Annotated in this window: 24 protein-coding genes and 1 pseudogene; 11 read left to right on the top strand and 14 right to left on the bottom strand. The window is 70.7% G+C overall.

What is annotated here, in order from left to right:
* Positions 1–3: 3 nt before the first annotated feature.
* Complete coding sequence (locus M3667_RS05090) at positions 4–1,377, bottom strand: FHA domain-containing protein (protein WP_251505845.1); 1,374 nt, start codon at positions 1,375–1,377, stop codon at positions 4–6.
* A gap of 29 nt (positions 1,378–1,406) precedes the next feature.
* A complete protein-coding gene (locus tag M3667_RS05085) occupies positions 1,407–1,637 on the bottom strand; it encodes a hypothetical protein (RefSeq protein ID WP_251505842.1) in 231 nt (76 codons plus the stop codon).
* A 25-nt stretch (positions 1,638–1,662) separates the two neighbouring features.
* Between M3667_RS05085 and M3667_RS05080 the strand changes: the two genes are divergently transcribed.
* From M3667_RS05080 to M3667_RS05070, 3 genes are all read left to right on the top strand, one after another.
* The gene (locus M3667_RS05080) at positions 1,663–2,181 is read left to right on the top strand and encodes a CGNR zinc finger domain-containing protein (protein ID WP_251505839.1); all 519 of its coding nucleotides are present in this window, start codon (positions 1,663–1,665) and stop codon (positions 2,179–2,181) included.
* Between the two features lie 148 nt (positions 2,182–2,329).
* Entirely contained in the window at positions 2,330–2,665 is a 336-nt protein-coding gene (locus tag M3667_RS05075; protein WP_251505834.1) for a GNAT family N-acetyltransferase, read from the top strand.
* The gene (locus M3667_RS05070; RefSeq protein WP_251505831.1) at positions 2,662–3,684 is read left to right on the top strand and encodes a pirin family protein; all 1,023 of its coding nucleotides are present in this window, start codon (positions 2,662–2,664) and stop codon (positions 3,682–3,684) included. The genes M3667_RS05075 and M3667_RS05070 overlap by 4 nt, the downstream gene beginning before the upstream one ends.
* A gap of 4 nt (positions 3,685–3,688) precedes the next feature.
* On the opposite strand, the gene M3667_RS05065 is transcribed toward M3667_RS05070, so the two are convergent.
* Positions 3,689–4,882 (bottom strand): M15 family metallopeptidase, encoded by a 1,194-nt coding sequence (locus M3667_RS05065; RefSeq protein WP_251505829.1) that lies wholly within the window; start codon positions 4,880–4,882, stop codon positions 3,689–3,691.
* A gap of 72 nt (positions 4,883–4,954) precedes the next feature.
* Positions 4,955–5,647 (bottom strand): hypothetical protein, encoded by a 693-nt coding sequence (locus M3667_RS05060; RefSeq protein ID WP_251505826.1) that lies wholly within the window; start codon positions 5,645–5,647, stop codon positions 4,955–4,957.
* Positions 5,648–5,778: 131 nt separating this feature from the next.
* On the opposite strand from M3667_RS05060, the gene M3667_RS05055 reads away from it, so the two are divergent.
* The gene (locus M3667_RS05055) at positions 5,779–6,885 is read left to right on the top strand and encodes an Rv2578c family radical SAM protein (protein ID WP_251505824.1); all 1,107 of its coding nucleotides are present in this window, start codon (positions 5,779–5,781) and stop codon (positions 6,883–6,885) included.
* A 72-nt stretch (positions 6,886–6,957) separates the two neighbouring features.
* Here the strand turns inward: M3667_RS05055 and M3667_RS05050 are convergent, their stop codons facing one another.
* Positions 6,958–9,276 (bottom strand): DEAD/DEAH box helicase, encoded by a 2,319-nt coding sequence (locus M3667_RS05050; RefSeq protein WP_251505821.1) that lies wholly within the window; start codon positions 9,274–9,276, stop codon positions 6,958–6,960.
* A 403-nt stretch (positions 9,277–9,679) separates the two neighbouring features.
* On the opposite strand from M3667_RS05050, the gene M3667_RS05045 reads away from it, so the two are divergent.
* From M3667_RS05045 to M3667_RS17115, 3 genes and pseudogenes are all read left to right on the top strand, one after another.
* Positions 9,680–10,312 carry an antibiotic biosynthesis monooxygenase gene (locus M3667_RS05045; protein ID WP_251505818.1) on the top strand — a complete coding sequence of 211 codons (633 nt, stop codon included), beginning with the start codon at positions 9,680–9,682 and terminating at the stop codon, positions 10,310–10,312.
* Positions 10,309–11,214 carry an aldose 1-epimerase family protein gene (locus M3667_RS05040; protein WP_251505816.1) on the top strand — a complete coding sequence of 302 codons (906 nt, stop codon included), beginning with the start codon at positions 10,309–10,311 and terminating at the stop codon, positions 11,212–11,214. Before M3667_RS05045 ends, M3667_RS05040 begins: the two co-directional genes overlap by 4 nt.
* Before the next feature lie 243 nt (positions 11,215–11,457).
* A pseudogene (locus M3667_RS17115) lies at positions 11,458–12,081 on the top strand (DUF998 domain-containing protein); the annotation flags it as partial.
* A 502-nt stretch (positions 12,082–12,583) separates the two neighbouring features.
* Here the strand turns inward: M3667_RS17115 and M3667_RS05035 are convergent.
* The 6 genes from M3667_RS05035 to M3667_RS05010 all read right to left on the bottom strand — a co-directional run bounded on the left by M3667_RS05035 (position 12,584) and on the right by M3667_RS05010 (position 18,862).
* Positions 12,584–15,745, bottom strand: a complete 3,162-nt coding sequence (locus M3667_RS05035) for an efflux RND transporter permease subunit (RefSeq protein WP_251505813.1) — start codon at positions 15,743–15,745, stop codon at positions 12,584–12,586.
* Positions 15,746–15,825: 80 nt separating this feature from the next.
* The gene (gene crcB, locus M3667_RS05030) at positions 15,826–16,191 is read right to left on the bottom strand and encodes a fluoride efflux transporter CrcB (RefSeq protein WP_251505811.1); all 366 of its coding nucleotides are present in this window, start codon (positions 16,189–16,191) and stop codon (positions 15,826–15,828) included.
* Positions 16,188–16,553 carry a CrcB family protein gene (locus M3667_RS05025; protein ID WP_251506512.1) on the bottom strand — a complete coding sequence of 122 codons (366 nt, stop codon included), beginning with the start codon at positions 16,551–16,553 and terminating at the stop codon, positions 16,188–16,190. Before M3667_RS05025 ends, crcB begins: the two co-directional genes overlap by 4 nt.
* Positions 16,554–16,568: 15 nt before the next feature.
* Positions 16,569–17,384, bottom strand: coding sequence for a hypothetical protein (locus M3667_RS05020; RefSeq protein ID WP_251505809.1), 816 nt, complete (start codon positions 17,382–17,384; stop codon positions 16,569–16,571).
* Between the two features lie 239 nt (positions 17,385–17,623).
* Positions 17,624–18,589, bottom strand: coding sequence for a DNA topoisomerase IB (locus M3667_RS05015; protein ID WP_251505806.1), 966 nt, complete (start codon positions 18,587–18,589; stop codon positions 17,624–17,626).
* Between the two features lie 3 nt (positions 18,590–18,592).
* Positions 18,593–18,862, bottom strand: coding sequence for a Rho termination factor N-terminal domain-containing protein (locus tag M3667_RS05010; protein ID WP_251505803.1), 270 nt, complete (start codon positions 18,860–18,862; stop codon positions 18,593–18,595).
* 193 nt (positions 18,863–19,055) lie between these two features.
* Here M3667_RS05010 and M3667_RS05005 point away from each other — a divergent pair, with 193 nt between their 5' ends.
* The 3 genes from M3667_RS05005 to M3667_RS04995 all read left to right on the top strand — a co-directional run bounded on the left by M3667_RS05005 (position 19,056) and on the right by M3667_RS04995 (position 20,981).
* Positions 19,056–19,220 (top strand): hypothetical protein, encoded by a 165-nt coding sequence (locus M3667_RS05005; protein ID WP_186325427.1) that lies wholly within the window; start codon positions 19,056–19,058, stop codon positions 19,218–19,220.
* A 310-nt stretch (positions 19,221–19,530) separates the two neighbouring features.
* Positions 19,531–20,376 carry a DUF4097 family beta strand repeat-containing protein gene (locus M3667_RS05000; RefSeq protein ID WP_251505800.1) on the top strand — a complete coding sequence of 282 codons (846 nt, stop codon included), beginning with the start codon at positions 19,531–19,533 and terminating at the stop codon, positions 20,374–20,376.
* The gene (locus M3667_RS04995) at positions 20,376–20,981 is read left to right on the top strand and encodes a PadR family transcriptional regulator (RefSeq protein WP_251505797.1); all 606 of its coding nucleotides are present in this window, start codon (positions 20,376–20,378) and stop codon (positions 20,979–20,981) included. The genes M3667_RS05000 and M3667_RS04995 overlap by 1 nt, the downstream gene beginning before the upstream one ends.
* A 4-nt stretch (positions 20,982–20,985) precedes the next feature.
* Here M3667_RS04995 and M3667_RS04990 read toward each other — a convergent pair whose 3' ends face one another.
* Complete coding sequence (locus M3667_RS04990) at positions 20,986–21,516, bottom strand: universal stress protein (protein WP_251505794.1); 531 nt, start codon at positions 21,514–21,516, stop codon at positions 20,986–20,988.
* 160 nt (positions 21,517–21,676) lie between these two features.
* Between M3667_RS04990 and M3667_RS04985 the strand changes: the two genes are divergently transcribed.
* Positions 21,677–21,859: a DUF3073 domain-containing protein gene (locus M3667_RS04985; RefSeq protein WP_056225789.1), complete on the top strand. Its 183-nt coding sequence runs from the start codon at positions 21,677–21,679 to the stop codon at positions 21,857–21,859.
* Positions 21,860–21,993: 134 nt separating this feature from the next.
* On the opposite strand, the gene M3667_RS04980 is transcribed toward M3667_RS04985, so the two are convergent.
* Both M3667_RS04980 and purF read right to left on the bottom strand, forming a co-directional pair.
* Entirely contained in the window at positions 21,994–23,211 is a 1,218-nt protein-coding gene (locus M3667_RS04980; protein ID WP_251505791.1) for a CynX/NimT family MFS transporter, read from the bottom strand.
* Complete coding sequence (gene purF, locus M3667_RS04975) at positions 23,208–24,683, bottom strand: amidophosphoribosyltransferase (protein ID WP_251505788.1); 1,476 nt, start codon at positions 24,681–24,683, stop codon at positions 23,208–23,210. Before purF ends, M3667_RS04980 begins: the two co-directional genes overlap by 4 nt.

Raw genomic sequence — 24,683 nt, 5'->3', positions numbered from 1 at the left:
AGGTCAGACCGTCGCCTCGGGGCGCAGCTCCACCTGCGCGTCGCCGAGTCGAAAGCGGTTCGGGACGATCGCCGTGCCTCCGGCCGGCAGCTTCTCGACGCGACCGTCGTCGTGCGCCAGGGTCACTCCGTTGGTCGACTCGAGGTCGGTGATCGTCCAGCCCGTGACCGTCCAGTCAAGGCGGGCGTGACGCTTCGACATGGTGCGCGTGTCGTCGGTCACCGTGACGTACTGCACGCCCTCGTCGTCTGCGGACGGGCGGCGGCCCAGCACGACGGTGCGGCTCTCGAGGGCGACGAGGTCTCCACCGGGCAGGCGCAGGCTCCACTCCCCGCGGCGGCGCGACCGCGGGCGTGCCGTCTGCGTCATCTCCTCGATGGGCGAGGCGGCGGCCGACGACTGCTCGTCGGGGCGCTGCGCCGTGGAATCGGTCGTCTCGGCGACCCGGCCGAGCTCCGCGCGCTCGGCGGCGGGCGCGTCAGCGGCGGCGGTCGCGGCGACCGCTGTCTCGGCGCCGTCAGCGACGGCGGGCGCGCCGGCGTCGGCGGCCACGGTGACCGGTGTCTCGGCACCGGCAGCGACGGCGGGCACCTCCACGTCGGGCGCAGAGCTCGCCACCTCGACGGAGGGCGCGGATCGCGGGACCTCGACGGCGGGCACGGCGGCCGGAACCTCGGCGACCGGTCCGTCGGCGAGCGACGCGGCACCGCGCGGCGCGACGGTCGTCTCCTCCGCGGGCACCTCGCCGATGACGACGGGCCCCGGCAGCACCAGAACGCTCGGCGTCTCCTGCGCGACCGACCGCGCGCGACGCCCTCCGGCGGCGGCCGCGGGCGGAGGCGGATCCGTCGTCGCGGAGGAAGCTGAAGAGGGAGTGGCAGAGGACGCCGCGGAAGGGGCCGCCGTCGAAACCGCAGCGCCCGACTCCTCCGCCCCCGGCACGGCACTGATCGGCGCGGGCTCGCCCTCGGCCATGGTCACGACCTCCGCGTCGTCATCGGTCGCGTGATCCACGGCATCCGGAGTCTTTCCCCCGGCAGCGAGCACCCCCGCCCACGCGGGAGGGAACACCAGCGCGAGGGCCGTCGTGCCCGCCCCGCGCCCGCTGGGCTCGCCGAGACGGTGCGCCGCGCGCGCCTTGAGCACGAGCCCATAGACGTTGACGCCCGGGACCAGCAGGAGTACGGCCCGCACCGGGTCCTGCCGGCCGAGGCGGAAGATCTCGGCCTCGTTCAGCAGCGGAATCCACGCCCGCCAGGGCTCGCCCCCGCGGCCCGCGAACACGCGTGACAGGCCGATGGCGTACCAGACGTGCAGCACGAGGGCCAGCACCAGCACCGCTCCCGCGGTCACGGCGATCAGGCTCAGAGCATCCATGCGTCCTCCGTCGACGGTCTGACTCGACGCTACCGTGCAGGGTGGCCTCCGACCTCGCCGGCAGGGGGCGAGATCCGCGACACCGCGAGGGGAACGACGACGCTCGCGGCCTCGAGGTCGACGCGGCGCGCCCCGCACGCGGAGCAGCGGACGTACCTAACCCGACCCTGGCTGGTCGAGTGCGCCGACTCGGTGGCCCAGCCGTGTTCGTGAGGGGCGGATGCCGAGACGGCGAGGGCGAGCAGGTCTGAGGCGGTCATGACCCCAGCGTGATGTAATGCCGTTATGCATCTCAACCCTTACGGGGAGTACGCGGTCCTGTTGGCCGCATCGCTCGCGAACGACTGGCCCGCCGATCGCGCCGGCATCGAGCAGCGCACGCGCGAGATGGGGATGACGATGACCTTCCCCGCGGCATCCGCAGATCACGAACACACCCGCGCGGTCATCGACGAGTGGCTCCGCGTGGTCGACGAGACCGACCCGGCCGCGCGCGCCGCACTGCTGAACGGGCAGATGGCCGCGGTCACCGCCTACCCGCGCCTCACCGACCACGACGGCGAGGGATGGCACCTGCACTACCGGGACAGCGACGAGGCGCTCCCCCGCGTGCTCGCCGCCGTCATCTCGGTGGGCACCTCCCTTCACCTCGTCACGCGCGGCATGAACCGCCTCGGCCGCTGCGCCGCCGAACCGTGCACGAACGTCGTCGTCGACGTCACCCGCAACGGCCGTCAGCGCTACTGCTCGGTGCGCTGCGCCAACCGCGCCGCCGTGCGGAGGCACCGCTCGCGCGTCGGGTGAGGGCGAGCGGAGGAGCGACTCGCACCGGAAGGTCCTCCGTTCCCCGAATGCCCTGCTGCTCTAGCCGACGACGTCCCGGATGCCGCGGGGATGGCGGAACATCACGGCGGGTGCTTACGTTGCTGTGGACACCGACGAAGGAGATTCCATGGCCGACGAACTGACCGTGACCCGCAATGACGAGGCGAGCCGCTACGAGATCCATGTGGGCGACGAGCTCGGGGGCTTCATGGAGTTCCGCCCCGCCAGCGGCGACCGCACCGAGCTGCCCCACACCGAAGTCGACCCGGCGTTCAAGGGTCGAGGCCTGGGCTCGACCCTCGCGAGCGAAGCGCTCTCCGACCTCGCCCGCCGTGGCGACACGATCATCCCGTCGTGCCCCTTCGTCGCGCACTACCTGAGCGAGCACGACGTACCCGGCCTGTCCGTCGATCAGCCCGAGCAGGGCGACGCCGACGCGGCCGGAGGCGGCGACCGGTCGTGACCCGACTCGACGTCGCTCCCCCGGCATCCGAGGGTCCGATCGAGTGCGACGGCCCCCGCGCGTTGATCGTCGAGGCACGGGAGGTGCCGCTGGGCGGCGTGCGCGGCATGGAAGTGCACCGCACCCTCCCCCACCGCGCGTTGCCGATGGTGGGTGCGTGGTGCTTCCTCGACCGCTTCGGCCCGCAAGACACGCTCATGCGCGTCGAGCCGCACCCGCACATCGGACTGCAGACGGTGACGTGGCCGATCATCGGCGAGGTGCGGCATCGCGATGCCGTGGGCAGCGACGTCGTCGTGCGCCCCGGTGCCCTGAACCTGATGACGAGCGGCGCGGGCATCGCTCACTCCGAGTACTCGGTCGGTGAGGGCCCGATCCCCCTCGACGCCCTGCAACTCTGGGTGGCGCTGCCCGAAGCCCGGCGGCACGGGGAGCCGGCCTTCGAGCGCCACGAGAACCTGCCGGTGCTCGACCTGGGCGAGGGTGCCGAGGCGGTCGTGGTGATGGGCGCGCTCGGCGAGGTCGTTTCGCCCGCGACGGTGCACACGCCGATCGTGGGTGCCGAACTCCGCCTCCCGGCCGGCGCCACCGTCCGCGTTCCCCTCCGTCCCGAGTGGGAGTACGCCTTGTACGGCATGACGGGCACCGCCGAGGTCGAGACGGGGGCGGATGCCGTGAACGCCGACGCCGCGCGACGACCCGGCACTCCTGCTGAGTCGGGGTCCACGGCATCCGTCGATCACACCCGCTTGCTCTACCTCGGCCGGGGCCGCGACCATGTCGAACTGCGCAGCGACGAAGGCGCCCGGGTGTTCCTGCTGGGCGGGGAGCCGTTCGAAGCTGACATCGTCATGTGGTGGAATTTCGTGGGTCGTTCGCACGACGAGATCGTCGAGGCCCGCGAGGCGTGGGAAGCACAGGCGCCGCGCTTCGGGACCGTGATCGACCACGGTCCCGAGCGCATTCCCGCACCGCCCCTGCCGGCGGTGCGGCTCACGCCACGGAGGCGGCGGGGCTGATCGCTCAGTAGGTCGGCGCCGCGGGGAGGCCGAAGAACTCCTCGAGGGTGGTGAAGCCGCCCTCGTGGTACGCGCGTGCGAGCTCGGGACCGATGTAGCGCAGGTGCCACGCCTCGGGCTCGTATCCGCTCACCGCTTCGCGGCCCTCGGCGTACCGCGTGACGAAGCCGAACTCCCACGAATGCTCGCGCACCCACGCGCCCTGAGCCGACGCGGCGACGTCGTCGAGGGTGCGGCACGAACCGTTGCAGGGCACGATGTCGACGGCCAGACCCGACTGGTGCTCGCTGTAGCCGGGTCGGGCGCTCTCGCGATCGGCACCCTCCACGCCGCTGACGCGCACGCGGCCGGCGTAGGTGGACTGCTGGGTCGTGTACGAGCGGAACGCGCTCAGGTAGCCGATCTCGCCGGCCCCCGCGTCGGAGGCGGCCTTCACCATCGCGGTGAGCGCGTTCGCCGCCGGGGTGCGCAGCGCGGAGTCTTCGAGCGCGCGGACGTTCGCGGGCATGATGAGGTCGCCTGGGTAGTAGTCGACGGGGTCGAGCGGGCGCTGCTTGTTGACGACGACCCACTCGCGGTTCGGGTCGGAGAGCGATACGCAGGGCGCGATTCCGGATGCCACGGCCTCACGGAACGCGCTGCCTCCGCCCGCCGCGGCGATGGCAGCACCGTCGTCTCCGGCCGAGAGCGCCGCCGTGACGGCCGGGTCATCGCACGGGGTGGCGGTCGCCGCCACCGCCGACACCTCGGGCACGGGCAGCCCCTCGGAGGGGACAGCGGGGGGACCGGCGATCGCCGCGGTCACGGCGGAGTCGTCGGTACTCGTGGAAGCCGTGGCATCCGCCCCTGCGCCGATCGCCAGGCCGACGGCCACCGTCGCGGTCGCGACGACCACCGCGAACGCGCCGGCGACGACCGCGAGCCGGCGACGGCGGGCCGTCGGCAGAGCGGAGAACCACGCGGTCGCGGCACGGAGTCGACCGCCGTCGGACGAGGAGGGCGAGGCCTCGACCGGCGCGAACGAGCGACGGCGAAGCGGCGCCGCGCTCGGTCCGGCCTCGCGCAAGGCCCGGCGCGTCGGCGACGCGGACGTCTCGGCCGGGGCCGGGGCGACCGGCACGGAGAGCGCCGCCGTCGCGAGTCGCTCGGCCTCCGCGCGCGCGGCGCGGCGGGGAGAGAGCTCGGAATCGGGGGACATGACTGGTCCCATTGTCTCCCGGGACCGCGGACCGGTCGACCCCGCCTTACCCGGTGGACGCCCGCGCGGCCCTCACAGCGCGTCGCTGAAGGCGACTTCACCCGCCGCGACGAACACGAGGACGATGCTGAGCGTGCCGGCGACGAGCAGCAGGGCGGGATGCGCGAGCCCGACCACCACCCGCCGGGTGCGCGGCGACTCGGCGAAGAGCTGCTCGGGGATGCGGTGCCGCGTCGGCACCGGCGCCCACCCGCGCAGGCGCGCGATGTACCCGACGCAGCGGAAGATGAGCACGGCCCACAGCACCGCGACGATGAAGGGCACGACGGCGCCGAAGATCTCGAGCGCCTCCTCCCATGCCGCTTCGGTGTTCGAGCGGGAATCCTCGGTCAGCTGCACCGCGACGGCCGCACCGAGTACGACGGATCCGATCCACAGGATGAGCGCCCCGAGCAGGGCGAAGAAGCGCGCGAAGAAATGACCGAGGATCGACGGCTCCGACTCCAGGTGCGCACGAGGCGTCTGCGACAGCACGAGCAGCGTGGAGCCGAGAGAGGGCAGTGCGGCGCTCAGCGACACCGCCACCCGCAGCAGCTCCGGGCCGTCCGTGAGGTCGACGACGACGATCAGCACGGCCATCGCCGCGAGCCAGATCCACCCTGCGGCTGCGGGATGGCGCTCGACCCACGACGGATGCAGGGGCTCGAGGCGGCGCCCGGCCGCCGTCAACAGCGCGTGGCCTCGCACGTGTCGCACGGTCTCCATGCGCCCCTCGTTCCCGTCGCGGCGGACGAACCAGCGACGCCTGTCACAGTATCGCGAGGGGATTCGAGCATGGGAGCGATTATCCGCTGCCGGGGCTTGCCACGATGTAGAACATGTGTTCGAATATCGGTATGCGGTGGCAAGGTCAACAACTCGGCGTCGACGACTCGGGAGCCCTCCCGGGCATGGAGCGCATGGACGGTCTCGTCCGCTCGGTCACGACGCCGGAGTTCGCCGGCATGACCTTCCACGAGGTCCTCTGCAAGAGCGCATTGAATCGCGTTCCCGGGGTTTCGGCCATGCCGTTCGACTGGACGGTGAATCCCTATCGCGGATGCACTCATGCTTGCTCGTACTGCTTTGCTCGAAAAACGCATGAATACCTCGACCTCGATTACGGCGCCGATTTCGACTCGCAGATCGTGGTCAAGGTCAACGTCGCCGACGTGCTGCGCACAGAGCTGCGGCGCGGGTCGTGGGCCCGCGAGCCCGTCATGCTCGGGACGAACACCGATCCGTATCAACGTGCCGAGGGGCGCTACCGCCTCATGCCCGACATCGTCGGCGCCCTGACCGACAACGGCACGCCGTTCTCGATCCTCACGAAGGGCACGTTGCTCCGACGCGACCTTCCGCTGCTCACTGAGGCGGCGCAACAGGTGAAGGTGTCGCTGGCGATGTCGATCGCGGTGTTCGACGACACACTGCAGCACTCGATCGAGCCGGGCACCCCCAGCGCCGAGGCGCGCCTCGACACGGTGCGCGCGGCGACGGAGGCGGGGTTCCGCGTGACGGTGTTCCTCATGCCGATCATCCCGCACCTCACCGACTCGATCGCCGCCCTCGATCACGCCCTGGCCCGCGTCCGCGCTGCGGGTGCGGCGCGCGTCGTCTACGGAGCGCTGCACCTGCGCCCGGGGGCGAAGCAGTGGTTCTTCGAGTGGCTCGAGCGGGAGCACCCGCACCTCGTGTCGTCGTACCGGGGGCTGTACCCCGGCGTGTCGACCTCCGCCCCGAAGGCCTACCGCACCTGGCTCGGCAAGCGCATGCGACCGCTCCTGCGCATGCACCGCCTCGACGGGTGGGACGAAGACAACCACCCGCGCGGACGCCCGCAGCCCGGCCTCGCGGCACGCACGCCGACGCCGGCGAGCAGCCTCGGACCCATCAGGTCGACCGGGGTCCCGGCATCCGCCCGCCCCCGTGTCGCGCCGGCGAGCGAGCCCACGCTCTTCTGAGGTCGCGACATGGCCGGCGTACGACGAAGGCCCCCGTCCGCGCGATGCGGACGAGGGCCTCCCTGACGACGATTACGCGTCGACGTTCGAGAGCTGACGGCCCGAGAGCTCCTCGAGGACGTCGTCGCCGAGCGCGGTTTCTTCGAAGGGAGCCTCGATCTCGGCGCGGTCGAGCAACTCGGTCATGCGACGACGACGCTGGCGCGTGATCAGCGTGACCACGGTGCCGGCGCGACCGGCGCGACCGGTGCGGCCCGAGCGGTGCAGGTACGTCTTGTACTCGTCGGGGGCGTCGGCCTGGATGACCAGGTCGATGTCGTCGACGTGGATGCCGCGGGCGGCGACGTCGGTTGCGACGAGCACGTTCACGCGACCCGAGGTGAGCTTCTCGAGGTTGCGCGTGCGCTTCTGCTGGTTGAGGTCACCGTGCAGGGCGACGGCCGAGATCCCGGCGTCGTCGAACTGCTCGGCGAGCATCTCGGCATAGGCGCGGGTGCGGGCGAAGACGAGCGTCTTGCCGGCGCGGTCGACGAGCGAGTCGAGGATCTGCGCCTTGTCGCGGTGCTCGATGACGAGAACGCGGTGCTCGATGGTGCTGGAGTCCTGGTCTTCACCGGCGACCTCGTAGACGGCCGGCTCGACGAGGAACTCGTCGACCAGGGCCGCGACCTCGCGGTCGAGCGTGGCCGAGAACAGCAGCTTCTGGCTGCCCTTCTTGGTCGCGCGCAGAATGCGCTGCACGGGCTCGAGGAAGCCGAGCTCGCACATGTGATCGGCCTCGTCGAGGACGGCGACCTGCACCTGCGAGAGGTCGAGCTTGCCCTGGTTCAGCAGGTCTTCGATGCGACCCGGGGTGCCGATGACGATGTCGACGCCCTTCTTGAGCGCACCGACCTGACGCGCCTGGGGCACGCCGCCGTAGACCTGGGTGGTGAACAGGCCCACGCTGCGCGCGAGCACCTGCACGGTGCGGTCGATCTGCAGGGCGAGCTCGCGCGTGGGGGCGAGGATGATCGCCTTGGGGGCGCGAGCGAACTCCCGACGCTGACCCGCCTGCGAACGCAGGATGCTCTCGACCAGCGGTGCGCCGAAGGCGATGGTCTTGCCCGAGCCGGTGCGGCCGCGGGCGAGGACGTCGCGTCCCTCGAGGATCGGAGCGACGGTGGCCGCCTGGATCGGGAAGGGGCTCGCCGCACCGAGACCGGCAAGGGCGCGAACGAGGTTGTCGCCCAGACCCAGCTCGGCGAAGCCGGCGCCGGTCACGGTCGCGGCGTCCACGGCCTCGGCTTGCAGGCGCTCGTGCACGACGTCGACGCGCTGCTCGTGCTCGGCGGAGCGCTTCGGGGTGTTGTTCCAATCGCTGCGGCTCGGGCCGTCGTTGCGGCTCGGGCCGTCGTTGCGGCGGGGGCGGTCATCGAACGAACGGGCAGGACGCTCGCTGCGGTCGAACGAACGCGCGGGGCGCTCACCGGCGTCGCGACGGGGACGCTCGTCACGATCGAACGAACGCGCGGGGCGCTCGGTGCGGTCGAAGGAGCGGGCCGGACGGTCGTCGAACGAACGGGCAGGACGCTCGCTGCGGTCGAACGAACGCGCGGGACGCTCGCCGGCGTCGCGACGGGGACGCTCGTCGCGGTCGAACGAACGCGCGGGACGCTCGTTGCGGTCGAAGGAGCGGGCGGGACGGTCGCTGCGGTCGAACGACCGGGCCGGACGGTCACCGGCGTCGCGACGGGGACGCTCGTCACGATCGAACGAACGCGCAGGACGCTCGCTGCGGTCAAACGAACGAGCCGGACGCTCGTTGCGGTCGAAGGAGCGGGCAGGACGCTCGTTGCGGTCGAAGGAGCGAGCGGGACGCTCGTCGAACGAACGCGCGGGCCGGTCGTTGCGGTCGAACGACCGGGCCGGACGCTCGCCGGCGTCGCGACGGGGACGCTCGTCGCGGTCGAACGAACGCGCAGGGCGCTCGTTGCGGTCGAACGAACGCGCAGGACGCTCGTTGCGGTCGAACGAACGCGCGGGACGCTCACCGGCGTCACGACGGGGACGCTCGTCACGATCGAACGAACGCGCCGGACGGTCATTGCGGTCGAACGAACGCGCGGGGCGATCGTCGAACGAACGGGCCGGACGGTCGTCGCGCGCCGAGGTGCGGATGTTGCGGGCCTCGGTACGGCCGGCGCGGTCGGCGGCGTTCCAGCGGCCCTTGTCGGGGGTGGCCTCCGACTCGGGGCGGTAGCCGCGGTGGTTGGGGCTCTTGCTGCCGGGCTTGGCGGGGCCTTCGGTTCCGGGGCGACGCTTGCGGTCCTGGAACGAGGTCTTGGCGCCGTAGCGGGGCTCGAAGTTCTTGGCGGCGCGGCCGCCGGCGGGCTTCTTGTTCTTGGGCATGGAGAAACTTCCTGGGTTCTGTTCGCGCGAAACAGCGACACCGCTCGTGGCGGTGCGAAACCCGGACTCTCGTCGGCCGGGGGCCAATTCACTAGTGATGGTCGAGGCCGCGATCGCGTCCTGTCCATCGGCCCCTTGGACTACAAACCCATCCGCGCATCACGCACGGTGTCCAGAGCCGACCGCACCACGTTACAGGGGGCGCCTGGGAATGGCATCCATGCCCCTCGGATGATCCATGTCCCACTTATGGCGCCTTCGCGGCGCATCAAACAGCCGTACCTGGGACATCACCCCGCCGAAAGTGGGACGAGGGTGGTCGAGAGAGGGACAGGGGCGGTCGGGAGCGGGACAGGTTTCGGGGAGAGAGGGACTCAGCGTCGCGCTGACGGAAGATAGACGCATGGCAGACACCGACGCCCACCCCATCACGGTGGCGATCGAGCGGCGCATCGACCCGACGCGCACCGCCGAAGCGACCTCCTGGATGCAGGCCGGCACCGACCTCGCGACCGCTTTTCCGGGCTTCCTCGGCTCGGGCTGGGTGCGCGCGGGCGAAGACAGCGACCTCTGGTACATGCTGTACCGCTTCCGCGACATCACGACGCTCGAGGAGTGGGAGAGCTCCCCGCAGCGGCAGTGGTGGCTCGACTCGGGCCGCCCGTTCGCGCGCGAGGAGCGCAGCGAGCGTCGCACGGGCATCGAGGGCTGGTTCGACGCCCCGCACGGCTCCATCCTCGAAGCGGCGACGGTGACGGATGCCGGGACCCAGCCGATCCAGCAGCCCGTGCCCCCGGCTCCCCCGCGCTGGAAGCAGGCGGTGACGATCTGGGTCGGCTTCTTCCCCACCAATCTGCTGGCGTCGTGGCTGCTGGGGTTCATCCCGGGTTTCGCCGAGGTGCCGCTCGTGCTGCGCGTGCTCGCGACGACCCTCATGCTCACCCCCGTCATGACCTACGCGGTGCTCCCGTGGGTCACCCGCATGCTGCAGCCCTGGTTGCAGCGCCCCCGCCGATCGCGAAAGGCACAGCCATGACCGCCGACCCCACCGGATTCCGCTTCCGCCTGCGCGGCGAGCGCTCGTCGGCCGAGATCACCCAGGTGGGTGCAGCGCTGCGCGCGCTCACCGTCGACGGGGTTGATCTCGTGCCGAGCTATCCCGACGACGCCCCGACGCCCGCGGCATCCGGGGTCGTGCTCGTGCCGTGGCCGAACCGCATCCGAGACGGTCGCTACACCTTCGAGGGCGAAGACCTGCAGCTGGCCATCAGCGAGCCGAAGTTCGGCAACGCCAGCCACGGACTGCTGCGGTTCGGCACGTACCAGGCGATCGAGCACACCGACACCCGGCTCGTGCTCGGAGCCGACGTCGTGCCCCAGACCGGATACCCCTTCCACTTGCGCACACGCGTGACCTTCGACCTGCGCGACGACGGCCTGCACGTCACTCACGCCATCGAAAACGTCGGAGCACGAACGGCCCCCGTGGCGCTCGGCGTGCACCCCTACCTGCAGATCGGGGGCGTGCCGACGGCCGATCTCGTGGTGCACTCCACCGGCACCTCGACGCTCGTCGTCGACGAGCGCAACATCCCCGTCGCCGAGGTGCCGGTCGATGCCGCCACCGATCTGCGCGCGGGCAAGCGCCTGGGCGACGCCGCCCTCGACAACGGCTATCGCGGGTTGGAGCGCGACGCCGAGGGGCGCGCGCGCCACACGCTCACCGCTCCCGACGGACGACGTCTCGAGCTGTGGCAGGACGAGGGCTTCCGCTGGGCCCAGGTGTTCACGACCGACCGGTATCCGGGTCACCCGCTCGCCGTCGCGATCGAGCCGATGACGGCCCCCGCCAACGCCTTCGCCACCGGAACCGACCTCGAGAAGCTCGCACCGGGGTCGATGCTGCGCCGGGAATGGGGCGTGCGCTTCACCGCGTGATGCATCCTTGTCCCCCAAATGGGGGACAAGGAATTAGCCATATGACCTGGGAAAATCCCAGGCAAGGGCTTTCCTAGAATGGCGGCGCGAACGTTACCATGAGCGGTGACGGATTTCCGTCAAGGCCGGGGGAGGCAGAGGACCAAGGTTTCCCCTTGTCTTCTACCCGAACGAGCCGACGGGGGCCGAGGGTCCCGCGATGAGGGGGGATCCCCGTTCCGTCTGAAGGAAAGATCCCCCATCATGAGCACCGCGCTCCGCTCCGCCGTCCCCGTTTCTGTCTCGGTGCCGCGTCTGACCGGCCTCACGCGTCGACTCGGGACGTTGTCCTCGCTCCACGTCGGTGCTGCGGCCCTGACCACGCTGGTCGGCGGCCTGCTGCTCGCGATCGCGACCACGAGCGACCCGCTGTGGTGGCAGCTGCACTTCAGCCAGCTCGGCATCTTCGGCGATCTCTCCAGCGCATTCTTCAACACCACGCTCAAGGTCAGCGGACTGATCGTGGTGGTCTTCGCCTTCTGCGTGCGTCGTGACATCGCGCGTCTCGGGCGTGGCCCCGTGCGCCGGGGCGCGGCCACCGTCGCCTTCCTCTGCCTGAACTGCGTCGGCGTGAACCTCGCCCTGGTCGGCTGCATCCCCCTCAACACCGACAAAGACCTGCACGACAAGGTCGCCGGCTCCATGGTGCTCGGATTCCTCGTGCTGCTGCTCAGCGCTCCACTGATGTTCAACCGCCTCGGCAAACGCATGGCGATCGGCACGGGGATCGCGCTCGTGTGGCTCATCGCCTCGATCACGCTGTTCGTGTCGGCCACGATCAACCTCGCCCTCTTCGAGACGATCTCGTGCGCGGCGATGTTCGCATGGTCGGGCATGTTCACGCAGATCCTCGCGAGTGCGTCCGCCAAGACCACGCGCGCGGTGGCGGGGGGAGCGGATGCCGTGACTCCCGCTGTCGCCCACGCCGCCCCGCGCCGCCGCGGCCGCTCGGTCGTCGCCGCGCGCTCGCGCGCCTCGCTGCGCCCGCTCGGCGCCGCTCGCGCACTCCCCCGCCTGGCGCAGACGCGCGTCATCACGATGACGCCCCTGTCCGCCTCGCCCCTCGAGCGCTTCCTGACGGTGCTCGCGCGCACCGAGCGACCGCTGTCGATGAGCGACCGCACCGGAGTCGCGGCATCCGGAACCGCCCTCACCTCGGTGATCGCCCGCACCACCGCACCACAGCGCGCTACCGACCGGCGCCCGTCGACTCACGTCGCTTCGCGGCTCCTCGCGATCAGCTTGGGCGCCGCGTCACCCGCGCGCACCCGGCCCGTCGCGGAACGCTCCGCTGCCGCTCGGGGCCCCGCGGCCTCTCGTCCGCGCGGGATCAGTGCTTCTCGCGCAGCTCGCGCCGGCTCAGCGGGTGGTCGTCGTCGGCCGTCGGCGCGCTCGGCACGGACTCTCGCTCCGCGCGGCGCTGACGGCGGCGCTCGCTCGCTCCTTCGATGAGGTTGTAGAGCGTCGGCAGCACCAGCAGCGTCAGGAACGTCGACGATACGAGTCCGCCGATCACCACGACCGCGAGCGGCTGCGAGATGAACCCGCCGTGGCCGGTGATGCCGAGCGCCATCGGCACGAGCGCGAAGATCGCCGCGAGAGCCGTCATGAGGATCGGTCGCAGACGTCGCGCTCCGCCGACGATCGTGGCCTCGAACACGCTGAGACCCCGCGCCCGGTACTGGTTGACCAGGTCGATCAGCACGATCGCGTTGGTCACGACGATGCCGACGAGCATCAGCGCGCCGATCATGCCGGCGACGCCGAGCGGCACGCCCGTGATCAGCAGCATGAGGATCGCTCCGGTCGCCGCGAACGGCACCGACACGAGCAGTTCGAGCGGCTGACGCAGCGACTTGAAGGTCGCCACCATCACGACGTAGACGATGAGGATCGCCGCGAGCAGGGCGAGGCCGAGCTGGCCGAACGCATCCTGCTGACTGGTCACCACACCGCCCACCTCGGCTGTGGCGCCCTCGGGCAGCTGCACGTCGGCGAGCGCCCCGCGCACGGTCGCCGAGGAGCTGCCGAGGTCGTCGGAGGTCGGCGTCACGGTGATCGTCGCGGTGCGAAGGCCTCGCGCGGTGGTGATGGAGGGAGCCGTCTGGCTCTCTTCGACGGTGGCGATCTGGTCGAGGCGCACGGTCCCGCTCGCGCTGGGGATCTCGAGCGCGCGCAGGTCGTCGATCGTCTGCGGCGGGTTCGCCGTGGCGAGGTACACGGTCACCCCGCGGCCGTCGAGCTCGACGGTGCCCGCCTGACGGGGCTGCTGCGCCCCGGAGACGAGGGCGCCGACCGTGCGCTCCGACAGACCGCGCTCCGCGGCGGCGGCGCGGTCGACGCGCACCGAGACGAAGGGCAGGGAGGCCGACAGGCTGCTGGTGACCTGGCCCACGCCCTCGCGGCCCTGCAGCTGCGACACGACGGCGTCGCTGGCCTGCTGGAGCGACGAGCCGTCGGCGGCGGTCACGTCGACGGTGATGTCGGTGGAGCCGAAGCCGCCGCCGGATGCCGCGACCTCGATCTCACCGGCGTCGGTGAGCTGCTCGAGCTCGGTGCGGACGCGCTCGCGGAGCTCGACCTGGTCGGCTCCGGACTCGGAGGTGATCGAGTACGTGATGCCCGAGCCGCCGCCCGCGAAGGCGTCGCGCAGCGCCGAGCCGCTCGAGCCGATCGAGGTCTGCACGGTCTGCACGCCCGGGGTGTCGAGCAGCACGGCTTCGACCTTCTGGGCCGCGGCGTCTTCGGCGTCGAGGCTGGGTGCCGAGCCGATCTTCTGCGTGACGGTGAAGGTGTTCTGACCCGAGTCGCCGAGGAAGTCGGTCTTGAGCAGGCTCGCCGAGAAGAAGGTGCCGACCATGATGACCACCGCGAGCCCGAGAGTGATCCAGGAGTGTCGCAGCGTCCAGCTCAGCACCGGCACGTACGCCTTCTGCAGACGCGAGGGCGGAGCGTCCGGCGACTCGGGATCGACCGCGTTGCCGTCGGAGTCGCGGATGACCTTGCCGGGCTTGAGGAACCACGACGCCAGCACGGGCACGATCGTCAGCGAGACGAGTAGCGAGGCGGCCATCGCGATGGTCACGGTGAGCGAGAACGGGCGGAACAGCTCTCCGGTGACGTCGCCGACGAAGGCGATCGGCAGGAAGACCGCGACGGAGGTGATGGTGGATGCCGTGATGGCAGCGGCCACCTCGCGAACCGCGCGCACGATGGTGGAGATCTTGTCGGCGTCGCCGACGTAGTGGCGCTTGATGTTCTCGATCACCACGATCGAGTCGTCGACGACGCGGCCGATCGCGATGGTCAGGGCCCCGAGGGTCAGGATGTTCAGCGAGTAGCCGAACGCCTGGAGCCCCACGAAGGTGATCAGCACGCTCGTCGGGATCGAGATGGCGGTGACGAGCGTGGATCGCACCGACATGAGGAAGACCAGGATCACCACGACCGCGAAGACGAGGCCGAGAAGACCCTCTTGAGCCAGGGCCTCGATGGACTGCTCGACGAACGGCGCCTGGTCGAAGACGACGGTGAAGGTCGCGCCCTGCCCGAGCTGCGATTCGAGGGCGGGAAGCGCCGCGAGCACTCCGCGCGAGACGTCGACGGTGTTGGCCGCGGGGAGCTTCGTCACCGCGATGGTGAGGGCCGGCTCGCCGTTGACGCGCGACAGCGTCGTCACCGGGTCTTGCTGCAGGGCGACGTCGGCCACGTCGGCGATCGTGGTCTGGCCGGCCGCGATCTGTGCGGCGTCGGTCGGCACGAGCGGGAGGGCCGAGATCTCGTCGACGCTGGTGAGCTTCGAGCCCGTCTGCACGGTGAGGGTCTGATCGTTCTCGGTGAGCGAGCCGCCCGGGAAGAGCACGCCGTTCGCGTCGAGCGCGTCGGTGATGGCCTGCTGGCTGAACCCGCGTTCGCTCAAGCGGGTGGCATCCGGAGTGATCGTCACCCGCTCGCCGGTGCCGCCGACGATCTGCGCGCCGTTGACGCCCGCGACGTCTTCGAGGTCGGGAACCACGCTCGTCTGGAGGGTCGCCTGCGTCGCCTGCGCGTCGGTGAAGCCCGTCACGGCGAGCTGGATGACGGGGAAGTCGTCGATGCTCGCCGACGCCACCGTCGTGTCGGCGGAGTCGGGCAGCTGGTCGTTGATGCGGGCTATCGCGGCGAGGATCTTCTGCTGCGCAGCCGCCAGGTCGGTGCCGTAGGTGAACGACGCCGACACGATCGACGAGTTCGTCGTGCTGGTGGCGGTGGTGGACTCGAGCCCCTCCACCCCGCGGATCGCGTTCTCGATCGGCGTCGACACGTCGGTCTCGACGACCTCGGGCGACGCACCCGGGTAGGTCGTGATGACGGCGAGCTGCGGGAACTCGATCGAGGGAATGAGCTCTTGCTTGAGACTCGTCAACGCGAGACCGCCGAAGATCGCGGCGACGATCGTGACGAGGGCGATGAGGGCGCGGTTCTTCAGGCTCAGAACGGCCAGGTACGACACGAAGGACCCTCCGGGATCACATTCGATACAGGTGTGTATCGAACCTCAGTATCCCATGGGGTTTCCGAGGGCGGTCCGCTCTAGAGCAGCGAGCCCACCGTCAATCCGAGCGCGGCGGCGGCGACGGATCCCGCGAACGAGACGACGGCGTACGACAATGAGGCGCGTGTGCGCCCTTCCTCGGCCAGCAGGGCGGTCGTCACGGCCACTGCGCTGAAGGTGGTGTACCCGCCGAGCAGGCCGGTCCCGAGGATCCAGCGCCACGTCTCGTCGGCGGGTAGGGCGCTCAGGATGCCGAGGACCAGGGCTCCCGTGAGGTTCACCGCGAGGATCCCCCAGGGGAACCCCTCGCCCGTGCGCCGGCGGATGAGCACGTCGACGACGTAGCGCAGGGCCGCCCCGATGCCACCGGCGACGGCGACGGCGAGGAAGACGAGGGGCGTCATGAGGGCCGCCGCCCGCCCCGGCCGAGCAGCACGCCCACCCAGGCCCCCGCGGTGCCCACGACGACCGTCGCCACACCCCACCACAGCAGTCCGGGATCCGCCGACTCGACGGCGAGCGAGCTGTAGGTCGTGAAGCCGCCGAGGACACCGGTGCCGATGAACAGCTGCACCCTCTGAGCACGCGAAGACGCCGGCATCCGGGCCCTCCACCCGAACAGGATGCCGATCGCGAACGCCCCCGCGACGTTGATGATCGGCACGAGGGCGGGTCCGAGGTCGTCGCCGAGCGCGAGGGTCAGTCCCGCGCGCACGGCGGTGCCGATCGCACCACCCACGGCGACGAGGACGACGTCGCGCCACATGCTCACCGCGCCACCCTACGCCCGCGGCCGCTGCACGACCTTCGCGTCGAGCCACGCGACGAAATCGGGGAAGTCGTCGAAGACGCTCATCGCAGTGAACAAGGTGCGACCCCGCGCGTCCGTGCCGCGAAGCCGTCCGCCCGACGACCACGAGAGCGACGCGATCTCGGATGCCGCGACCCTCCGCGACCGGCGGAGTCCGGGGCGGACGAGAAGGTGATCGTCGTAGCCGACGATGCGCGCGCGCCCGGCCGAGAGCGCCCAGAGGAAGATGACCGCACCGAGGCCGCCGAGGGTGCTCAGCCACACGGTGACTCCGACGACGGCGAGTGGCCCACCCCCGACGGCCTCCGTTACCGCGAGGATGACCGCGGCCGCGAAGAAGACGAGACCCGTGCCGCGGGCGATCAGGTGCTGCGAGGGGGCGCGTTCGACGACGAAGAGGGGCCGGTCGACCCCGTCCTCCGACGGCGGAGCGCTCTCGTCCGCGACCGAGGGGTGGGGCGCGCGACCGGGTCGACCCTCGACGTATCGACGCCGGATCAGATAAACCACCGTCGCGAGCACCACGGCCGCGCCGATGAGCGCGAGCCAGGCGATGCCGGTGATGAACGCCATGGCGACGGCCGCAAGCGAATACGCGATGACCGCGAGCACCGCCGTCTCACGCTGCCGACGCCTCTTCCACGTCGCTTTCCAGCCTCGGGGCGCCGTGCTCTTCGACATGGCCCGGGCTGTCGCGAGCACCTGCGGATCCGCGGCCAGTCGAGCGACCTCCTCGTCGGTCCACTCGTCGCGCCGCCACCCGCGCGGGTCAGCGGAGTTCTGCATGGCGGCGCGCAGAAGGTTGCGGAAGGCGTCATCCTGACGGAGTCCCCGCCGAAGGACTCCCCGCGACGCACCGGTCGGTCGAAACAGCTCCTGGGCACCGGGGACCATCTCGTACAGCGCGCGGGCCTCCGGCGTCAACAGACCGAAGAGACGCGTCGCAGCCTCCTGCGGATCGGCGAGCCCACCCCTGGGCGGGAGTGCGTGCGGAGTGGTGGGAGTGTTCGGAGTCGGGCCCACTCTCACTCCCCCAGGATGAGTCGCCGGATCGCGGCGTCCATCGAGCCGCCGAGCTCCATGGTGCGGCCCTTGCGATACAGCGAGAAGACACGCGGGTCGATGTAGCTCGCCCGCGCCACGGCGGGGGTGTTGCCCAGGGCGTCTGCGGTCGCGCGGACGGCGGCGACCTCGGCCTTCTTGCGCTCGTTCTTGCCGCCGACGGCGCCGACCTTCGCGAGAGCCTCCGCCGCGAGGATCGTTCCGCGCAGCGTCCGGAAGTCCTTCGCGCTGAACGGCCCGCCCGTGAGCGAGCGCACGTACCCGTTGACGTCGCCGGGGGTCAGGGGCACGCGCCGCCGGCCCCGCTTGAAGGTCAGCAGTGCCGCACGCGGACGCCCGAACGCGAGTTCTTCGACGATGGCGGCGAGCTCCGCGTCGCGCAGAGACAGCTCCGCCCGCTTGCCGCTCTTGGCGGGGAATGACAGACGAATCAGGTCGCCGTCGACGGTCGCGTCCCGGCGCTGCAGGGTCGTCAGGCCGCGGCTGCCGTTGGTGACGAAGTAGCGCGCGTTGCCGACACGCGGCGCCACGAGGTCGAGGAAGCGGAACGACACCGCCAGCACGCGTTCGCGATCGGCCTCGGCCCGTCGGAGCGATTGCGTCACCCGGGAGCGCGCCCGCGGAAGCGCCTCGGCCAGCTGCAGGGCACGGGCGAATTTGCCCTTGTCCTGCCGCTTCGACCAGTCCGCGTGATAGGTGTACTGCCGCCGCCCCGCCTCGTCGGTGCCGACCGCCTGGATGTGCGCGTTGGGCTCCTTCGCGATCCACACCTCACGCCACGCGGGCGGAATGACCAGGCCGCGAGCGCGCTCCGCTTCATGCTCGGGCACCGCGGCTCCGGTGTGGTCGACGAAGCGGAACCCCGAGCCGGAACGCACGCGCCGATAGCCCGGGTCCTCATAGGGCCGGACGCGGATCAGTCGCGCCATGGATCAGTGCGACCGGAGCAGGTCGATGAGCTCCGCCTTCTTCTTGCCCGAGTACCCGGAGATGCCGAGCTCTTTCGCGCGCTGCTTCAATTCGGCGACCGTGCGGTCTTCGTAGTCCTCGGCGTGCCCGCCCTTGGCGCCCACCGTGTCGCGACCCTGCGCCGCAGCCGCGTTCGAGATGCGCGCGGCCTTCTCCTTCGAGTCGCCCTGCGTGCGCAGCTCCTCGTACAGATCGGGATCTTTCAGACTGTTGGATCCTCGCCCCTGAGGCATGATCGGCTCCTTCCGACGGATGGCTCGACCGTACGACCGCGCTCGCGCCGCGGTCCGCGGGGTTGACAACAGCCCGGCTATCAGCCGATTTCGAGGGGCGTCAAGCCCGGGGGCGGGCGGCGTCGGCAGTGACACGCTGGACAAAACCCACTCGCCAGGTGCCGCCCACGAGGCGGCGAGCAAGGAGCCCCCCATGAACATCTTCCTGATCATCATCATCATCGCCGCGATCGTCATCGCGATCGTCAGCGGCCTCAGCCAGGCGGCCAGCTTCCTGCTGTGGGTCGCCATCATCGTCGGCCTCATCGCGCTGATCGTGCTGTTGTTCCGACTGATCAGCGGTCGCAAGCCCGTCTGACCGCCCCACGATCACGCGGGTTCTCCCGCTCCGGATGCCGCGTCCTCCTCGAGGGCGCGGCATTCGTCGTTTCCGTGCGCGAGGTGGCTGAGCCTGTCCACTCAAGCACCCGTACGCCCCGGTCCCTTCGACGAGCTCAGGGACCTCCCCGTCCGCACGCACACCCTCGCGACCCGGCCCCTTTCGCCGAGCTCAGGGACCTCCTGTCAGCGACCTCACAGCCCTTCACACCGCCTCCAGGGTTGACGCACTCGCGATATATCGCGATACTCGACCTAACGCGATATATCGCGAGTGAGGAGCATCAACCATGGAGAAATGGATCGTCCACCCCGGCGAGACCCGCGTCATCGACGTCGGCGCGCTGCGCGAGGTGAAGATCGGGCTCGTCGGCGGCCAGGTCGACGTCATCGCCCACGACGAACCCGGGGCACGCATCGAAGTGCACGGCGTCACGGTGAAAGACCTGCGCATCGAGATGGTCGACGACCGCCTCGAGATCGACCACCCGCAGCTGCGGTGGGACAACTTCCTCGAGGTCTTCCGCAACTTCGGCGCCGGCGGCCCGAAGGCCGAGGTCAGCGTCGCGGTCCCCCGCAACGTCGCCCTCACCCTCGGCGTGGTCAGCGCGAGCGCACTGGTCTCGGGGCTGCGCACCGACGTGCGCCTGAACACCGTGTCGGGCGACATCATCGTCGACGGCCTCGTCGGCGACGTCGACCTCAATGCCGTCTCCGGCGACGTGCAGGTGCGCGAGCTCGACGGCGCCCTCAGCGCCAACAGTGTCTCGGGTGACGTCGCCGCGACCGGCCGCATCACCAAGGCCTCGATCGACACGGTCTCGGGCGCCATGCTCGTCGACTCGACGGGACCGACGCAGTCCATCTCGCTGAACTCGGTGAGCGGCACCGGGACGATCCGCCTCGACCGCTCGCTGCCCGCCAATTACGTGTCGCGGTCGGTCAGCGGCCGCGTGCAGATCGACGGCCAGGTGCGCTCGGGCAAGGGCCCGACGAACTACACCGGGTCGACCGGCGCCCTCGCGGGTCAGTTCGTCGACGTCCGCGCCAACACCGTCTCGGGCGAGATCACGGTGCTGCGCCGCGGCATCTCCGGTCTTCGTCCCGAGGAACTCGCCGGAGAGGAGGAGTGGTGATGAGCCCCGTCTTCTCGCACGGCGATCTTCGCCTGTACATCCTGAGCCTTCTCGATGAGGCCCCGCGCCACGGATACGACCTCATGCAGGCGTTGTCCGAGCGCACGGGCGGCACCTACTCGCCCTCGGCCGGCACCATCTACCCCCGCTTGTCGAAGCTGGAGGAAGAGGGCCTGGTGACCAAGTCGGTCGACGGTCGCAAGACCGTGTACGAGATCACGGATGCCGGGCGCGCCGAGGTCGCATCGCGTTCGGGCGACCTCGAGGGCATCCAGGCCGGCCTCGCCGACAGCGTGCGGCTCATCGCCGACGAGGTGCGCGGAAGCGTCCGCGACGCCATGCGGAGCCTGCGCGCCGATCTCGCCGCGGCATCCCGCGAGGAGCGCGAGCAGGCGCAGTCGGTGCCCGCCGACGATCCCCGCTCCCGCAGTCGCGAGCAGCTCTCGCGCGCCGACGCGGCGATCAACGAGTTCCGCGGACGCGTGCGCAGCCAACTGCGCGCCCACGTCGCGCGGGGCGGCGAGCTCGCGGCATCCGGAGTCGACGAGATCGAGTCGGCATTGCGTGACGCGTCCGAGGCCGTGACCCGGGCGATGCGCGGCTGACGCCTCACTCCCAGGGCAGCTCCTCATCGGCGGCGGCCGGTTCTCCCAGCGGAACGACGAGAACCGGCCGGCGCTGCCGATGACTCAGCCGCGCCGCGACCGAACCGGTGAGGAACTCCCGGAACGACTCGCCGATCCCGCGCTTGCGGGTGCCCACCACGAGGAGTCCGGCATCGACCTCGTCGGCGAGCTGGATGAGGGCGAGGGCGGGGTCGCCGATCACCTGCCGGACGCTCCAGTCGAGCTCGCGGCCGGCCAGCGCTTCGCCCGCCGCACGACGCACCTCGTCGAGGGCGGCCTTGGCTGCGGCGCCCGCGACGTCGACGGTCGAGGAGTGCACGTAGCCGTCGGGGTCTTCGAACGCGACGAACCGCGTGGTGTCGACGTGCACCACGATCAGCGGCGCCTTCGACAGCGCGGCGTACCGGGCCGCTTCGCGCACGACCCGCGACGACTGCCCGGGGACGACACCGGCGATGACCGCGCCGGTCGCGGTCTCGGGACGGGGCTGGTCCGGGCGGGGCTGATCGGTCATGACGGCTCCTGTCGCGACGGGGCGCTCCCCCCGCGAGCCCACGACGGCTCGGCCGGAATGCGCCGTGATATCCTGGCTGTTACTCTTACCGGCTCGGTCCGGAACCGCAATACGCAGGGCTCTCAAGCGGCCCTCGACGTCGATCGTGAGGGGGTCTCGCATGGGGCGTGGCCGTCAGAAGGCGAAGAACACCAAGATCGCCCGTGAGCTGAAGTACGACACCTATTCGGTGAACTACTCGGCTCTCGAGCGCGAACTGGGTGCACCCGCTCCGGGTGAAGACGCGTACGTCGACAAGTGGGCCGACCAGTACAGCGACGAGTACGACAACGAGAAGGCCTGACGCCTTCGCGTTCGTCTTTCCCCTCGCGAGGCCGTATCGGTCCGGAGCGGTGATCGTCGTACCCCGATGAATAGATACGCCGAAGGGCGGTGACGTTTCTCGTCACCGCCCTTCGTTCGTGTGCCTCGAACGGCTCACCACGTGCGGCCGGTGCGGCGCTCCCACGCGTCTTCGACGCTCTCGCTGCGCGCCATGATGATCCCCGCGGGGGCCGCGCACGCGATGACCGCGCCAAGCACGATCAAGCCGGTGGTCCAGCCTCCGGTGATCTCGTGCGTGAGGCCGAGCGCGAGGGGCATGAGGGCCGCGATCGCGTATCCCACGCTCTGCACGAACCCGCTGAGCGCGACGGTCGTCTCGTGCTCACGCGTCCGCAGGCCGAACAGCACGAGGGTGAGCGGGAAGAGCAGCGGCGGGATGCCGATGAGCACGACCCACAGCACGGTCGCGGCGCCGGGGGCGACGAGCAATCCGGCCACCCCGACGACGCCGGTCACCACCGCGACGACGTAGAACGGGGTCGTGCGCCCGAGGCGCGCCACCAACAGGGGGACGAGCAGCGAGACAGGCAGGCCCATGAACGAGAAGAGCGCGAGCAGTCCGCCGGCCTCCGCGGCATCCACTCCCGCCACATCGATCAACAGCGGCGGAAGCCACGCGAACATGCCATAGGCCACCGAGGAGTTGACGGCGAACGTGACGACCAGCGCCCACGTCTGCGGCACGCGTACGAGGCGTGAGAGCACGGCCGTCCGCGGCTCGTCGACGGCGTCGATGCGCGCCGCGCGGGCACGCAGGCTGAGCGCCACCCACGGCAGCACCGCCGCGACCGCGACCACCGCCCACACGACGAACGACCCGCGCCACCCCACGGCTCCCGCCAGCGGCACCGCGACCAGCGGCGGCGTGAAGGTCGCCACCGCCATCGTCGTGCTGTAGACGGTCGTCATCAGGCCGATGCGCTCGGGGAAGTACTTCTTCACCACGGTGGGGATGAGCACATTCGCCACCCCGACGGCCGCGAACACCCCGGCCGTCGCCGCCAGCAGCGTCAGCGCGTTCCCCGCAGCCGCCCGTGCCGCGAGCATCGCGGCCGCCACGATCGCCGCGAGCAGCACCGTGCGCTCGAGCCCGACCCGTCGCTCGATCGCGGGGGTCACCATGCCCGACAGTGCGAACGCGACCGGGGGCGCCATGCCGATGAGACCGACCACCGCCGTGGGCAGCGCGAAGTCGCGACCGATCGCATCGAGCAGGGGCGACAACGACGCCACGGCGATGCGCAGCGTCAACGCCAGCAGCACGATCGCGGTGGCCGCGAGGGCGATGGTTCCCGCGCTGCGGCGGGTCAAGACTCCTGGCTGCCCTCGACCCAGGCGAGGTACTCCTCCGACACGGTGCCCGTCACGTAGCGACCGTCGAAGCAGCTCATGTCGAGGTCGGTGAGGTCGGTGCCCTCCATGATGGCGGCCTTGAGGTCGTCGACCTCCTGGTAGACCAGGTAGTCGCAGCCGAGCTCTTCGGCGATCTCAGGGATCGTCCGGCCGTGGGCGACGAGCTCGTGACGCGAGGGCATGTTGATGCCGTACACGTGGGGGTAGCGCACCGGCGGTGCCGCCGAGGCGAACGTCACGCTCTTGGCCCCGGCATCCCGCGCCATCTGGATGATCTCGCGGCTGGTCGTGCCGCGCACGATCGAGTCGTCGACGAGGAGGACGTTCTTGCCCTGGAACTCCGTCGACATGGCGTTGAGCTTCTGGCGCACGCTCTTCTTGCGCACCGCCTGCCCCGGCATGATGAAGGTGCGGCCGACGTAGCGGTTCTTGTAGAAGCCCTCGCGGTACTCGATGCCGAGTTTGCGGGCCACCTGCATCGCGGCCGGACGCGCGGAGTCGGGGATCGGCATGACCACGTCGATCGCCCCCGCGGGGGTGTACTTCGCCACGGTGTCGGCCAGGCGCTCGCCCATGCGCAGGCGGGTCTCGTAGACCGAGACGCCGTTCATGACAGAGTCGGGGCGCGCGAGGTAGACGTACTCGAACGAGCACGGCGCGAGCGTGGGGTTCTCGGCGCACTGCTGGGAGTGCAGCGTCCCGTCGAGGGTGATGAACACCGCCTCGCCGGGCAGCAGGTCGCGCACCACCTCGAAGCCGGCGTTCTCGAGCACCAGAGACTCCGAGGCCACGATGTACTCTTCGCGCGGCTCTCCGCCCGGCACGAGCGCGGCGGGACGCTTGCCGAGGATGAGGGGGCGGATGCCGAAGGGGTCGCGGAACGCGAGCAGGCCGTAGCCGGCGATGAGGGCGATCGAGGCGTACGACCCCTCCACGCGCTCGTGCACGCGGGCCACCGCGCGGAACACCTGGGCGGGGTCGAGGTCGGGACCGGTGATCTCGGACTGCAGCTCGGAGCCGAGGATGTTGACGAGCAGCTCGGTGTCGCTGCTGGTGTTCAGGTGCCGACGGTCTTTGTGGAACAGCTCGCCCGTCAGCTCGCGCGTGTTCGTCAGGTTGCCGTTGTGCACCAGCACGATGCCGTAGGGCGCGTTGACGTAGAAGGGCTGGGCCTCTTCTTCGTTCGACGCGGTGCCCTTGGTGGCGTAGCGCACGTGCCCGAGGCCGATGTCGCCGAGCAGGGCGCGCATGTCGCGGGTGCGGAACGCCTCGCGCACCTGGCCGCGAGCCTTGTGGATGTGGAACACGCCGCTGGACTCGGCCGTGGCCATGCCCGTGGAGTCCTGTCCCCGGTGCTGGAGCAGGAGGAGCGCGTCGTAGATCTCCTGGTTGACCGGGCCCTGCCCGGCCATGCCGACGATGCCGCACAT

The sequence above is a fragment of the Microbacterium sp. P26 genome (genome assembly GCF_023712585.1).
Taxonomy (GTDB): domain Bacteria; phylum Actinomycetota; class Actinomycetes; order Actinomycetales; family Microbacteriaceae; genus Microbacterium; species Microbacterium algihabitans_A.
The sequence above is the reverse complement of the archived record's forward strand: the minus strand, read 5'-3'. Positions and strand labels throughout refer to the sequence as shown.

Bases quoted from the DNA above. Each gene is read 5' to 3' on its own strand.
- crcB (WP_251505811.1), bottom strand. From the start codon at position 16,191: ATGACGCCCCTCGTCTTCCTCGCCGTCGCCGTCGCCGGTGGCATCGGG.
- M3667_RS04985 (WP_056225789.1), top strand. From the start codon at position 21,677: ATGGGGCGTGGCCGTCAGAAGGCGAAGAACACCAAGATCGCCCGTGAG.
- M3667_RS05060 (WP_251505826.1), bottom strand. From the start codon at position 5,647: ATGGAGACCGTGCGACACGTGCGAGGCCACGCGCTGTTGACGGCGGCC.
- M3667_RS05090 (WP_251505845.1), bottom strand. From the start codon at position 1,377: ATGGATGCTCTGAGCCTGATCGCCGTGACCGCGGGAGCGGTGCTGGTG.
- M3667_RS05085 (WP_251505842.1), bottom strand. From the start codon at position 1,637: ATGACCGCCTCAGACCTGCTCGCCCTCGCCGTCTCGGCATCCGCCCCT.
- M3667_RS04990 (WP_251505794.1), bottom strand. From the start codon at position 21,516: ATGACCGATCAGCCCCGCCCGGACCAGCCCCGTCCCGAGACCGCGACC.
- M3667_RS05025 (WP_251506512.1), bottom strand. From the start codon at position 16,553: ATGTGGCGCGACGTCGTCCTCGTCGCCGTGGGTGGTGCGATCGGCACC.
- M3667_RS05020 (WP_251505809.1), bottom strand. From the start codon at position 17,384: ATGCAGAACTCCGCTGACCCGCGCGGGTGGCGGCGCGACGAGTGGACC.
- M3667_RS05080 (WP_251505839.1), top strand. From the start codon at position 1,663: ATGCATCTCAACCCTTACGGGGAGTACGCGGTCCTGTTGGCCGCATCG.
- M3667_RS05055 (WP_251505824.1), top strand. From the start codon at position 5,779: ATGCGGTGGCAAGGTCAACAACTCGGCGTCGACGACTCGGGAGCCCTC.
- M3667_RS05045 (WP_251505818.1), top strand. From the start codon at position 9,680: ATGGCAGACACCGACGCCCACCCCATCACGGTGGCGATCGAGCGGCGC.
- M3667_RS05000 (WP_251505800.1), top strand. From the start codon at position 19,531: ATGGAGAAATGGATCGTCCACCCCGGCGAGACCCGCGTCATCGACGTC.
- M3667_RS04995 (WP_251505797.1), top strand. From the start codon at position 20,376: ATGAGCCCCGTCTTCTCGCACGGCGATCTTCGCCTGTACATCCTGAGC.
- M3667_RS05005 (WP_186325427.1), top strand. From the start codon at position 19,056: ATGAACATCTTCCTGATCATCATCATCATCGCCGCGATCGTCATCGCG.
- purF (WP_251505788.1), bottom strand. From the start codon at position 24,683: ATGTGCGGCATCGTCGGCATGGCCGGGCAGGGCCCGGTCAACCAGGAG.
- M3667_RS05050 (WP_251505821.1), bottom strand. From the start codon at position 9,276: ATGCCCAAGAACAAGAAGCCCGCCGGCGGCCGCGCCGCCAAGAACTTC.
- M3667_RS05015 (WP_251505806.1), bottom strand. From the start codon at position 18,589: ATGGCGCGACTGATCCGCGTCCGGCCCTATGAGGACCCGGGCTATCGG.
- M3667_RS05010 (WP_251505803.1), bottom strand. From the start codon at position 18,862: ATGCCTCAGGGGCGAGGATCCAACAGTCTGAAAGATCCCGATCTGTAC.
- M3667_RS05040 (WP_251505816.1), top strand. From the start codon at position 10,309: ATGACCGCCGACCCCACCGGATTCCGCTTCCGCCTGCGCGGCGAGCGC.
- M3667_RS05075 (WP_251505834.1), top strand. From the start codon at position 2,330: ATGGCCGACGAACTGACCGTGACCCGCAATGACGAGGCGAGCCGCTAC.
- M3667_RS05065 (WP_251505829.1), bottom strand. From the start codon at position 4,882: ATGTCCCCCGATTCCGAGCTCTCTCCCCGCCGCGCCGCGCGCGCGGAG.